The organism is Falsihalocynthiibacter sp. BN13B15, from assembly GCF_041205415.1.
Lineage (GTDB): Bacteria > Pseudomonadota > Alphaproteobacteria > Rhodobacterales > Rhodobacteraceae > Falsihalocynthiibacter > Falsihalocynthiibacter arcticus.
The window spans coordinates 129,065-140,472 of record NZ_JBGFCE010000007.1 but is presented as its reverse complement, the minus strand read 5'-3'; the positions used below and the strand labels follow the sequence as shown (position 1 = coordinate 140,472).

The following is an 11,408-nucleotide window of genomic DNA, read 5'->3' as shown; positions in this document are numbered from 1 at the left end:
CGGCCTTTTTCGTGGCCCACCCTTGCACCTGAGCGCACACAGGGCTACCTCATTGCGCATAGATCCACAAAAGCGAGCCCCAAATGAGCAAATCAACAGCTTCCACCACCGATGATCTTGCCAAATTCACCGACGCCTTGCTCAAAGCCGCCAAAATCGCGGGCGCGGATGGTGCGGATGCAATTGCAGTTGAGGGGTCTTCCGCCACAATCGACGTTCTTAAAGGGAAGCTTGAACATGCCGAGCGTTCCGAAGGCGTAGATATCGGTTTGCGTGTACTAATCGGCCAGCGACAAGCTTGCGTATCGGCCAGCGATACCCGCGATTATACGATTACCCAAATGGCCGAGCGCGCCGTCGCAATGGCCAAAGAAGCCCCCGAGGACGCCCATATCGGCCTCGCCTCACAGGATCAATTGGCAACGGATTGGAATGTCGACGCGCTCGATATGAACGATCCCGCCGCGCCACCCAGCCCCGAGGAACTCCAAGAGTTAGCGCAACGTGCAGAGGCCGCCGCACAAAACGTCGAAGGCGTCAGCCAAGTTCAAGCGACATCGGCTGGCTATGGAAATCGCCGTGTTCACCTCGCCACAAGCAATGGTTTTTCGGGCGGCTATGCGCGCAGCGGTTACTCAGTTTCCACAGTCGCAATTACCGGCTCTGGGGCCGACATGGAACGAGACTATTACGGCGATAGTCGCACCTATTTCTCCGATCTCTATAGCCCCGAACACATCGGAAAAATCGCAGGACAACGCGCCGTAGAACGCATCGGCGCGCGCCAACCAAAAACTGGATTCTTCCCTGTATTATTCGACGAGCGTGTGTCTGCCACCCTCATTGGACATCTTTTGGGTGCGATCAACGGGAGTGCCATCGTCCGCGGTGGAAGCTTTTTGCGCGACAGCTTGGGCGAACAGGTTTTGCCAAAAGGTATCTCCCTCATTGAGGATCCACACCGCGCTCGCACGTCAGGAAGTCGGCCCTTTGATGGCGAGGGGCTGCTCACACAACGCCGCGCAATCGTTGAGGACGGCATATTGACGGGCTGGACGCTCGACCTTGCAAACGCACGCGCGTTGGGCATGGAAAGCACCGCAAACGCATCACGCGGAACCTCTTCACCGCCTTCACCAAGTTCTGGAAATGTGTCCCTAACGCAAGGGAATATGACCCGAGATGAGTTGCTAGCCGAAATGGGCACAGGGCTCCTTGTCACCTCTATGATCGGCAGTTCGATCAACGCTAACACAGGGGATTATTCCCGTGGCGCGTCTGGGTTCTGGGTTGAAAACGGCGAACTTCAATGCGCCGTGAATGAATGTACCATTGCGGGAAACCTCAAGGATATGCTGCGCACGTTCACGCCCGCAAACGATGCGCGCACGCATTTATCGCGCGTTGTTCCGTCGTTGTTGCTCGACGGGATGACCCTAGCTGGTGGCTGATATTGATCTCCTGATCGACGCCGCATACGCGAGCGGAGAGATTGCAAAAAAATACTGGAAGAAAACACCCGATGTTTGGGAAAAATCCGGCGGTGCGGGCCCCGTAACCGAAGCTGATTTGGCCATCGACAGAATGCTCAAGTCAGAATTGACGCATGCGCGACCCGATTATGGCTGGCTCTCTGAGGAGACTGAAGACACTTCGGATCGCCTAAATCGCGAGCACGTTTTCATCATTGATCCGATAGATGGCACACGCGCCTTTATCGAAGGCTCTCCTACATTTTCCCACTCCCTTGCCATTGCTAAAAACGGAATCATAACGGCCGCCGCTGTTTATTTACCTGCCCTAGACCGGCTCTATTGCGCCACAGAACATGGATATGCGACCCTAAACGGCGACAAAATTGATGCGAGCACACGTACCAGCATTGATGGCGCAACAACGCTCGCAGCCAAAACAAATTTTTCGGCCTACCTTTGGCAGGGCCCCGTTCCACAGTTCGACCATCATTTTCGGAGTTCCCTCGCCTATCGGCTTTGTTTAATCGCGAACGGGCGTTTTGATATCATGCTCACTTTGCGCGATACTTGGGAGTGGGATGTCGCCGCTGGCAGCTTGATTGCCGAACGCGCTGGTGCATGTGTTACCGACCAAATTGGCCAACGCGCTCTCTTTAACAATCCGCGCCCGATGCTGCATGGAATGGTTGCAGCCCCACCAGAAATTCACGCGGGCATAATTTCGCGACTTGCACCGCGCTAAGTCCCTTTCCCCCTGAACCGATCTCCCTTAGACTGTTTCCAATTCCCAAAACCACGATGAGGATCACATGACACAACGCCTACACTTAGTATTCGGGGGCGAATTGGTCGACCCGACCAAAAACGTTTTCAAAGATGTGAATGACATTAAAATCGTGGGCATGTTCCCCGACTACGCGAGCGCCTATGATGCGTGGAAATCCGAAGCCCAGCGCACAGTCGACAACGCCCATATGCGTTTCTTTATCGCGCATATTCATCGTCTTCGCGATGAGGAAATAGCGGCTTCCTCGACCGAAGAGCTGGGTTAAAGTCGACCCGAAATGTCGTTTTCGCTCTCTCTTTTTCTGAAGGCCCAAACGCGGCGTACTGCAGAAGTGCAGATCGCGCTCGAGAGCGAAAACTCACCCGGTGCCGCCGAAGAAATGGGAATTGCCAGCGTCGAAAGGCCGCGAGGGGTTCTCGTTTGGCTCCACGCTCCCGACGTCACGAAGGCGCATGCTCTTACAAAACTCATTCGACAATTGAGCGAGGACTGGCCCTCGGTGCATTTCCTTGTGACCACCCCGCGCAATGACAGAATTCCTTTTACGACCGACGCTCTTCCTCGTCACTGCTTTCATCAGTTTTCGCCCGCAGAAGTCCCTATTTTCGTCGAGAATTTCCTAAAACACTGGAGGCCAGATTTAGCTGTTTTTGCCGGAATTGATACCGGTCCAATCACCGTTCTTTGCACCTCCAATAGCCGAATTCCTTTGTTTCTCATCGATGCAAAACTCGACGCACGTAGCTTTTCTGGTGTGCGCGACCGGTTCTCGGGCCAAAGGTCGGTCATGCGGGAGGTGTTGCGGCGTTTCAATTACATTGACACAGTGGATGCCTCCTCTGCAAAAGCGCTTTCCGCTTTGGGAATTGAGGGGAGCCGGATCACAATTTCTGGCCCTATAGAGGAAGTGAGCACGACACTGCCCTGCAATGAAGAGGATCGCATTCACCTCGCGAAAACCCTCGTTGGCAGGCCAGTTTGGTTTGCGAGCAATATTCCCAAAGTGGAAGAGAGCATCGTTTTGAATGCGCATATGACAGCGAGCCGAACGGCACATCGCTTGTTGCTCATATTGTCGCCCGATTCGAGCCAACGGGGGTCTGACCTTGCAGATGAGTTTGCTCAGAAGGGACTTCGGGTGAAACTGCGTTCGCTTGGCGAGATTCCAGATGACGAAACCCAAATCTACATTGCTGACACAGATGGCGAACGTGGGCTTTGGTATCGTCTTGCAACTGTGAGTTTCCTCGGATGCAGCCTTGCTGCAGGACACGCGATTCAGTCACCGTTTGAGGCCGCTGGCCTTGGCTCTGCTATCTTGCATGGACCGAACCTAGGGACGCATCGCAAAGTATATGAGGCTTTGAATTCGGAGGGGGGAGCGCGACAGGTCGGCACCACAACCGAACTGACCAATGGACTTCTTTCGCTCCTTGCGCCGGACCAATCCGCGGCGATGGCGCATTCTGCATGGGATTTGACGACCAAAGGGGCGCGCGCCACGGATTTGGCCGTTGCTCGTATTGAAACGATGCTCGAAGATATCGGAGCTTTTTGATGAAACAACCGCTGTTTTGGTACCGCCCATTTGAGAATTCGTGGCGCGACAAATTGCTCGCGCCTCTGGGAAAACTCTATGCATCGGGCACGGCGCGTCGCCTCTCAAAAACTACTGGCTACCGCCCAAAGATGCCTGTGATCTGTGTGGGCAACATCAATATCGGTGGCACGGGAAAAACCCCGACCGCTATTGCTCTGATCCAACTCCTTCAAGGCATGGGCCGAAAACCCGCGCTCTTGTCACGCGGATATGGTGGCAAGCTTGAAGGGCCGGTACGCATTGACCCGAACGGACACTTCTCTAGCGAGGTGGGCGACGAACCAATGTTGCTCGCGGCCTTCGCGCCTTGCATTGTTGCTAAAGACCGCGCCGCTGGCGCGCGTTTCGCCGAAACCCTTGATATCGATGTTCTTATTTTGGACGATGGCTTCCAGAATCCCTCCGTTGCAAAGGATCTTTCGATTGTCGTTGTGGACGCTGCATTAGGGTTCGGCAATGGTCGTGTCATACCGGCCGGCCCACTGCGCGAACCTCTTCATGTGGGTCTAATACGGGCCGATATGGTGATATCTGTTGGAAATTCCGCCGCCCAAGAGCAATTCACTAAAGCATGGGGGCACGCAGTTGGAGTGCCACGTCTTGAAGGAGAGTTGACTGTTTTGCAAATGGGGATGGATTTTTCCGGCCTTCGGTGCTTGGCCTTCGCCGGAATTGGTCACCCCGAGAAGTTTTTTGAAACACTCAAGTCCCAAGAGGTTGAACTGATAAAGACCGTCGCCCTCGCCGATCATCAGCGCCTCAGTGAAGCGCTAATGCGTCGTCTTGAGTTCGATGCAGCAACACTAGGGGCGCAATTAATCACAACGGAGAAAGACGCCGTTCGTTTACCCAGCGCCTTTCGACAAAAGGTTCTGACCTTGCCTGTTCGTTTGGAAATTAAGGACGCGACCGCTTTGGTCGAAGCCCTGAAATCCGCAGGAATAGACTAGGGTATCTTGGTGGTTCCTAGTTTGGGCGAAGCTTGATCAAGCGCCAATTGGCTTTTCGAAAACGTAATTGGTGTTCGTACCCCAGAGACGCCCTCAGGCGAAATTTTAAGACCGCGATGCTTAACCTGTGGATCGTTGAAAACGTCCTCAATCGTATTGATCGGCCCCGCCGGCACACCGAAATTTTCGCACGCGGCAAGAAGTTCGGCCTTTGTCATTTTGAGTGTGTGAACTTCGAGTAACGCGCCAAGCGCCTCTCGATTTGTCACACGCGCGCTGTTCGTGGCGTATTGCGGGTCAGAGGCAAGGGTTTGAACAGAAAGCAATTCGCAGAATTTGACAAACTGACTATCGTTTCCGACGGCGACGATTATGTGACCGTCCGAGCACCCAAACGTTTGATAGGGAACAAGATTTGGGTGCGCGTTGCCAAGCCGCTTCGGCGAGATACCCGTCGCGAAATAGTTCATTGACTGGTTGGCTAGGATTGCGGTGCCAACATCCAAAAGCGCCATATCGACCTGTTGCCCTAACCCCGTTTTCTCCCGCTCATGGATCGCCGCAAGGATGGCCGTACTGGCGTAAACCCCTGTAAAAACGTCAATAATCGCCACGCCTGTTTTCTGAGGGTGGTGCTCAGGGTCACCTGTGACCGACATAAGGCCCGACATGCCTTGGATGATATAGTCATAGCCCGCGCGTCCAGAATAGGGGCCCGTTTGACCGAAACCCGTGATCGAACAATACACCAGACGTGGATTGATTTCGGCAAGACTGGCGTAGTCCAACCCGTATTTCTTGAGCCCGCCAACCTTGAAGTTCTCAATCACAATATCCGCGCTTCGGACCAAATCACGTACCTGTGCCTGACCTTCGGCTGTTCGGAAATCAATACAAATTGAGGATTTCCCACGGTTCGTCGCATGGAAATACGCCGCCGAGGTTTCGCCATTGTGTTCGATATAGGGTGGGCCCCAACGGCGTGTATCATCGCCCTCAGGACTTTCGACTTTAATGACTTCTGCGCCCAAATCCGCCAATATCTGGCCACACCAAGGGCCCGCCAAAATGCGGGCCAATTCAATGACTTTTAGGCCAGTTAATGGCGGCTGGGACATATTTTAAAGCAACCCGTCGAGGTGGTCTGCAAACTCTTGATAGGTTGCGTTTTCAAACTTCTTCCCGTTGATCATAAAGGAAGGCGTTCCCGTGATCTCATCGCGAGTCGCGTTTTCCTGGAACCAAGCAACAAGGGCCTCTGCTTGCTCGCCATCTGCCAGGCAGGCGTCGAGTGCATCCTTGTCTAAGCCATCAACCAGTCCGATTTTGCGCAAGTTTTCCGCAATTTCGGTTGGCTCGCCGGTCGCCCAAGTTTTCTGATTGTTATAGAGCGTTTCGGTAATAGCAAAGAACCGTTCTTCGCCGCCACAACGTGCAACCATGGACGCCCAAAGACCGTACCGATCAAAATAAACTTCCCGATAGACAAAGCGAACTTTGCCTGTATCGATATAGTTTTCTTTGATTTTCTGGAACGTGCTTGTGTGGAAATTCGCGCAATGCGGGCATGTGTAGGAGGCGTACTCAATAATTTCGATGGGCGCCTCGGGTGATCCCAAGACCATTTCTGTGATGCCCGTCATTGGGGCGGTTTCTGCATCCTGTGCAAAGGCAAAGGAGCCTCCCATCGCGGGAATGATCGAAAGGGCGAGTGCGGAAGTAAATTCGCGACGGTTCATTTGGTCACCTATTTTTGTTTTCTGGAAAGGACGTTCGCGCCCAGAGCTTCAAGAGCGGCTCGCAGGTCGGCGTTTTGGACTGGCGCTGCAAATGATTTTGCAATGGCAGCTTTTTGTGGATCGGGAGTGGGTGTTGTTTTGGGGGCATGGGCAAAATCGATCTTCCCTTCGGAAAATCCACTCCGCGCAGTTTGGGTAATCCGAATCGCCGAAATCGCCGCGTGGCCGTAAACTTGGTTTACGCGGGTTCGGATTTGCTCCTTTTGCATCTCCAACATCGGTGCTTGCGCGCCAGTCGTCAGCAGCGTCAAAGTCGCGCCAAAACTACCCCGACCATATTTTACATCCACAGGACGGGCGATCTTGGCTGTCTCTTCACCCACGATTTCGGCCCAATGCGTCAACATCCGCGTCACAGCAAAGCCACGCGTCTCCGCCGATTTGCGGATTTGCCCCTGAAGCAAACTCGAAGTGCGCTGAAAGCCCTTCATGTTGCGGCCAGGTTTTTGATAGCGCGTTTGCGGCTTCATCTGTTCATCCCTGTGTTGCCTGCTATTCTATGCGCCATGGCGACGTGCGCCAGTGAAATAGCGATAACGATTGGATAAACAATGCGTGACCTGCCGAAATCCGCCGATCTTTTGGCATGGTACGACCTGAATGCACGCGAAATGCCATGGCGTGTGGCGCCAGCGGCGTCGATTGCGGGAATACGGGCGGACCCCTATCGCATTTGGCTTTCGGAAGTGATGTTGCAACAGACCACAGTGGCCGCAGTTCAGGCCTATTTCATAAAATTCACAACGCTTTGGCCAACTGTGCGCGATTTGGCAGCAGCAGAAGACGCCGATGTGATGGCCGCATGGGCGGGCCTTGGATATTACGCAAGGGCCCGAAATTTGCTAAAATGTTCGCGCAGTGTTGTCGCGGATTATAACGGTATTTTTCCATCCACCCGCGCCGAACTTGAGAGTCTTCCGGGAATTGGACCGTATACCTCTGCGGCGATTGCATCGATTGCCTTTGATCGTGCCGAAGTTGTTGTTGACGGAAATGTTGAGCGGGTTATGGCGCGTATCTTTGCCCATGACGTCCCACTTCCCGAGGCCAAACCCGCCTTAAGGGACTTCGCAACAAAACTAACGCCCCAGAAACGCGCGGGGGATTACGCACAGGCGGTTATGGATTTGGGCGCGACCCTTTGTTCTCCTCGCAATCCAACCTGCGCGCCTTGCCCATGGACAGAAAAATGCCGTGCCCAAAAATTAGGAATCGCCGCCGAACTGCCCAAGAAAACGCCGAAAAAACCCAAGCCGACTCGGTTCGGCACCGTCTATTTGGCCCAGCGCGAAGATGGCGCGTGGCTTTTGGAACAGCGCCCCGATAAAGGATTGTTAGGGGGTATGCTTGGCTGGCCGGGAAATGAATGGAGCGAAAACCCAGAGAATGTCGATCCGCCAATTTCAACTTTTTGGACCCCCCTGAATGGCGAAGTAGGTCATACTTTTACCCATTTCCACCTTAAATTGGCAGTACAGGTCGCGCAGGTTCCCCTCGAAGCCGCCCCACTACGTGGCGTTTTTGTTGACGCCTCCACCTTTAGCGCCAATGATTTACCCACTGTCATGCGCAAGGCATTTGACCTTGCACAAGGCCTGCGCGACAAAACCGCATAACATCTAGAACTTTTTAGTTCACGGAGCTCAACATGATCCCTGCCGAAACTGTCTCAAAATTTCAATCTGCGCTACCGTTTTGGCTCTCGCTAGGGATGGTTCCCTTGGCCATTTTGGGGGCTGTGTTTGGCGGATTTTGGGTTATTTTACTGCCGCTTTATGGCTGGCTCCTGTTTGGAGTTCTGGACGCAATTTTTGGGCGGACCACGGAAAACGCAAATCCATTGACGCCTGATAGTGACCTGTTCTGGTATCGCCTCATCACGTTGATCTGGCTACCGATTCAATTTTGTGTAGTGTTTGGCCTCATATATTATGTACCTCGCGCCGATCATTTGGGGACTCTTGAAACGCTCGTGCTCTTCTTTGGTGTTGGTGTGGTTTCGGGTACAATCGGGATCAATTATTCGCACGAACTCATGCACCAAAAAAGCCGGCTAGAACGTTGGTCGGCCGATATTCTTCTCGCGATGGTTCTGTATAGTCATTTCCGCTCCGAACACCTTTTGGTGCACCACATTTATGTTGGCACCCCGCGCGACCCTGTTACTGCGCGATACAATGAGGGATTTCACCAATATTATCCGCGCGTTCTACGACAATGTTTGCCGTCCGCATGGAGGGCCGAAAAGGCGATGTTGGCGCGGCGCGACCTGTCCGTCATGCATCTCCGCAACCCGTTTTGGCGCTATGCTGCACTTCAGGTTTTCTTTCTGGTGCTGGCGTTTTCGTTAAGTGGTTTTGTTGGGCTGGGGCTGTTTCTCATGCAAGCAGGCGTCGCGATTTGGCAATTGGAACTGGCCAATTATATCGAGCATTACGGCCTGACACGCGCCCATATTGGCGGTGGGAAGTACGAGCATGTGAGGCCGCACCACAGTTGGAATGCGTCCCACAAGGCCAGTAATTGGCTCTTAATTAACCTTCAACGGCACAGTGACCACCACTATAAACCATCCCGCCGTTTCCCTCTGCTCCAGAATTACAGCCAGAAGGATGCGCCGCAACTTCCCTACGGGTATCCGGTTATGACGGCCGTTGCGATGATCCCGCCGCTTTGGCGTCGTAAGATGAATCCGCACGTTCGCGCGTGGCGCAATCATTACTATCCGGGCATCGAAGATTGGTCGGCCTATAAGGATGGCACAAATCCGATGCCACGGTAAAAAACACGAAAAAAACCCTGTCGCATGGGCCAGAGGCTTGCACGACAGGGCAAGGTTGCGCTGTGGAGCAAGTCCACAGACACAGGCGGTAATTAGTATATCTAGTTTAGTTGGGGCGTTCGGTCATTTCCGCGCGAATTTGCTGACGCAACAAGTCAATCGGGACCTGTTTGCCGTCGCGCTTAAAGCACCAATATGTCCAACCATTACAGCTAGGAGCGCCTTCCAATGCGGCCCCAACCTGATGAATTGAGCCTTTAACATCGACGCCAACCAATGTGCCGTCTGCACGGACCTTGACCTTGTGGCGCTTGTTCATCGAATAGAGTTCTTCGCCTGGCTGAAGCATGCCGCGCTCGACCAATTGGCCAAAAGGAACACGTGGTTCGGCGCGTTTTGATGTCGAAACTTGCAAGCTCTCGTTGTCGAACTTTCGGATATTCTTGAGACGCTTCTCGGCAACCTTGCGATAGTCGGCTTCGCGCTCGATTCCGATGTAATCACGGCCAAGTTTCTTGGCTACAGCGCCAGTCGTCCCTGTTCCAAAGAACGGGTCCAAGACAACGTCGCCAGGGTTTGTTGTGGACACCAAAATGCGGTGCAACAAGCTTTCGGGCTTTTGCGTTGGATGCGCTTTGGTACCTTCGTCATTTTTCAAACGCTCATGGCCATTACAGATAGGCAAAACCCAATCGGACCGCATTTGAATACCTTCATTGAGCGACTTGAGCGCCTCGTAATTAAAGGTATATTTGCTGGACTCCTCTTTGGACGCCCAGATCATTGTCTCATGTGCATTGGTCAGACGTTTGCCGCGAAAATTCGGCATGGGGTTGGATTTGCGCCAAACAACGTCGTTCAAAATCCAATAGCCAGCGTCCTGCATGGCAGCGCCAACGCGGAAAATATTGTGGTAGCTGCCGATAACCCAGATCGCGCCATTTGGCTTGAGGATACGTCGAGCAGCTGCGAGCCATGCCTTAGTGAAACGGTCATAGGTTTCAAATGAGGAGAATTTATCCCAATCATCATCTACAGCGTCGACTTTTGAGTTGTCGGGGCGGTGAAGATCGCCTTTCAGCTGAAGATTATAAGGGGGATCTGCGAAAATAAGATCGACAGAGTTTTCAGGAAGACTGTTCATCACATCGATGCAATCGCCGTCAAGTATCTGGTTAAGAGGCAGCTCGAAAGCCTCTTTTGCTTTAGTATTGTTTTTCATTACTGCCTCATATGTTGCGCATTTTGCGCTTACTTATTGAGACCAAGAATGAGTCATAATGGATTCGTCGTCAATTTCTTTTTTGAATCAATCACTTAACTTTTAGTCTTGATACAAGATATTGTGTACTGGTTTGAAGGAACGTCTATGGTGTGGGGTAACCCCAAGTTTTAGAAGCGCAGACATGTGGCTTTTTGATCCATATCCCGCGTTTGTCTCCCAGCCATAACCCGGATGCTGTTGCGCTAAATCCACCATGAGGCGATCGCGGCATATTTTTGCGACAATTGAGGCCGCCGAAATCGATACTGATTTGCTATCACCTTTGATAATTGCCTCCGAACTCAAGGTAAGGTCGCGGGGAATCATATTGCCGTCGATCAGAACGTGATCGGGAACAACATTGAGGCCCGCAATCGCACGCACCATAGCGAGGTGACTCGCACGCAGAATATTGATCTCGTCGATTTCCTCCACCGAGGCATGCGCAATCGACACTTGCGCCTTTGCGAAGATCACTGCTTCCAGTGCTTCGCGTCTCTTGGCTGTCAGGAGCTTACTGTCATTCAAGCCTTCTGGGATGTCATTTGGATCAAGAATGACCGCCGCCGCCGTTACGGGCCCCGCGAGTGGTCCGCGCCCCACTTCATCAACCCCTGCGATGAACTTGGCGCCGCGCTTCAACGCAGCCATTTCATAGGAAAAGTCGGGGACGGGTTTGAGAGGTTTGCTGTTCATACCCTTGGATTGCCCATTCTTGGGCGACGGGCAAGCAAAAAGGGCGGGGAATTTT

The 11,408-nt window shown here is 53.0% G+C and carries 12 protein-coding genes; 7 read left to right on the top strand and 5 right to left on the bottom strand.

Annotated elements, in window-relative coordinates; genetic code table 11:
- The first annotated feature begins 83 nt into the window (after positions 1–83).
- The 5 genes from AB9F26_RS13310 (at position 84) to lpxK (ending at position 4,812) form a co-directional block, all read left to right on the top strand.
- Positions 84–1,451: a TldD/PmbA family protein gene (locus AB9F26_RS13310; protein WP_369768238.1), complete on the top strand. Its 1,368-nt coding sequence runs from the start codon at positions 84–86 to the stop codon at positions 1,449–1,451.
- Positions 1,444–2,217 (top strand): 3'(2'),5'-bisphosphate nucleotidase CysQ, encoded by a 774-nt coding sequence (locus AB9F26_RS13305; RefSeq protein WP_369768237.1) that lies wholly within the window; start codon positions 1,444–1,446, stop codon positions 2,215–2,217. Before AB9F26_RS13310 ends, AB9F26_RS13305 begins: the two co-directional genes overlap by 8 nt.
- A gap of 67 nt (positions 2,218–2,284) precedes the next feature.
- The gene (locus AB9F26_RS13300) at positions 2,285–2,527 is read left to right on the top strand and encodes a DUF4170 domain-containing protein (protein ID WP_039003351.1); all 243 of its coding nucleotides are present in this window, start codon (positions 2,285–2,287) and stop codon (positions 2,525–2,527) included.
- A 12-nt stretch (positions 2,528–2,539) separates the two neighbouring features.
- Complete coding sequence (locus AB9F26_RS13295) at positions 2,540–3,820, top strand: 3-deoxy-D-manno-octulosonic acid transferase (protein ID WP_369768236.1); 1,281 nt, start codon at positions 2,540–2,542, stop codon at positions 3,818–3,820.
- Positions 3,820–4,812: a tetraacyldisaccharide 4'-kinase gene (gene lpxK, locus AB9F26_RS13290; RefSeq protein WP_369768235.1), complete on the top strand. Its 993-nt coding sequence runs from the start codon at positions 3,820–3,822 to the stop codon at positions 4,810–4,812. The genes AB9F26_RS13295 and lpxK overlap by 1 nt, the downstream gene beginning before the upstream one ends.
- Here the strand turns inward: lpxK and AB9F26_RS13285 are convergent.
- From AB9F26_RS13285 to AB9F26_RS13275, 3 genes are read right to left on the bottom strand one after another with little or no spacing between them, the layout of a single operon-like run.
- Positions 4,809–5,930, bottom strand: a complete 1,122-nt coding sequence (locus tag AB9F26_RS13285) for a CaiB/BaiF CoA transferase family protein (protein WP_369755348.1) — start codon at positions 5,928–5,930, stop codon at positions 4,809–4,811. The genes lpxK and AB9F26_RS13285 overlap by 4 nt on opposite strands.
- A gap of 3 nt (positions 5,931–5,933) precedes the next feature.
- Positions 5,934–6,551 carry a DsbA family protein gene (locus AB9F26_RS13280; RefSeq protein ID WP_335583982.1) on the bottom strand — a complete coding sequence of 206 codons (618 nt, stop codon included), beginning with the start codon at positions 6,549–6,551 and terminating at the stop codon, positions 5,934–5,936.
- Positions 6,552–6,559: 8 nt separating this feature from the next.
- Positions 6,560–7,081, bottom strand: a complete 522-nt coding sequence (locus AB9F26_RS13275; RefSeq protein WP_369768234.1) for a DUF721 domain-containing protein — start codon at positions 7,079–7,081, stop codon at positions 6,560–6,562.
- Positions 7,082–7,162: 81 nt separating this feature from the next.
- Here AB9F26_RS13275 and AB9F26_RS13270 point away from each other — a divergent pair, with 81 nt between their 5' ends.
- The gene (locus tag AB9F26_RS13270) at positions 7,163–8,227 is read left to right on the top strand and encodes an A/G-specific adenine glycosylase (RefSeq protein WP_369755350.1); all 1,065 of its coding nucleotides are present in this window, start codon (positions 7,163–7,165) and stop codon (positions 8,225–8,227) included.
- Positions 8,228–8,259: 32 nt separating this feature from the next.
- A complete protein-coding gene (locus tag AB9F26_RS13265) occupies positions 8,260–9,393 on the top strand; it encodes an alkane 1-monooxygenase (RefSeq protein ID WP_369755351.1) in 1,134 nt (377 codons plus the stop codon).
- 106 nt (positions 9,394–9,499) lie between these two features.
- Here the strand turns inward: AB9F26_RS13265 and AB9F26_RS13260 are convergent, their stop codons facing one another.
- On the bottom strand, positions 9,500–10,615 hold the full coding sequence (locus AB9F26_RS13260; protein WP_039003344.1) for a site-specific DNA-methyltransferase: 1,116 nt from the start codon (positions 10,613–10,615) through the stop codon (positions 9,500–9,502).
- Between the two features lie 102 nt (positions 10,616–10,717).
- Positions 10,718–11,353, bottom strand: a complete 636-nt coding sequence (locus AB9F26_RS13255; protein WP_335583978.1) for a ribonuclease HII — start codon at positions 11,351–11,353, stop codon at positions 10,718–10,720.
- Positions 11,354–11,408 lie beyond the last annotated feature (55 nt).

Excerpts from the sequence above, each read along its gene's own strand:
- AB9F26_RS13310 (WP_369768238.1), top strand. The coding sequence starts at position 84 with ATGAGCAAATCAACAGCTTCCACCACCGATGATCTTGCCAAATTCACC.
- AB9F26_RS13300 (WP_039003351.1), top strand. The coding sequence starts at position 2,285 with ATGACACAACGCCTACACTTAGTATTCGGGGGCGAATTGGTCGACCCG.
- AB9F26_RS13295 (WP_369768236.1), top strand. The coding sequence starts at position 2,540 with ATGTCGTTTTCGCTCTCTCTTTTTCTGAAGGCCCAAACGCGGCGTACT.
- lpxK (WP_369768235.1), top strand. The coding sequence starts at position 3,820 with ATGAAACAACCGCTGTTTTGGTACCGCCCATTTGAGAATTCGTGGCGC.
- AB9F26_RS13285 (WP_369755348.1), bottom strand. The coding sequence starts at position 5,930 with ATGTCCCAGCCGCCATTAACTGGCCTAAAAGTCATTGAATTGGCCCGC.
- AB9F26_RS13280 (WP_335583982.1), bottom strand. The coding sequence starts at position 6,551 with ATGAACCGTCGCGAATTTACTTCCGCACTCGCCCTTTCGATCATTCCC.
- AB9F26_RS13275 (WP_369768234.1), bottom strand. The coding sequence starts at position 7,081 with ATGAAGCCGCAAACGCGCTATCAAAAACCTGGCCGCAACATGAAGGGC.
- AB9F26_RS13270 (WP_369755350.1), top strand. The coding sequence starts at position 7,163 with ATGCGTGACCTGCCGAAATCCGCCGATCTTTTGGCATGGTACGACCTG.
- AB9F26_RS13265 (WP_369755351.1), top strand. The coding sequence starts at position 8,260 with ATGATCCCTGCCGAAACTGTCTCAAAATTTCAATCTGCGCTACCGTTT.
- AB9F26_RS13260 (WP_039003344.1), bottom strand. The coding sequence starts at position 10,615 with ATGAAAAACAATACTAAAGCAAAAGAGGCTTTCGAGCTGCCTCTTAAC.
- AB9F26_RS13255 (WP_335583978.1), bottom strand. The coding sequence starts at position 11,353 with ATGAACAGCAAACCTCTCAAACCCGTCCCCGACTTTTCCTATGAAATG.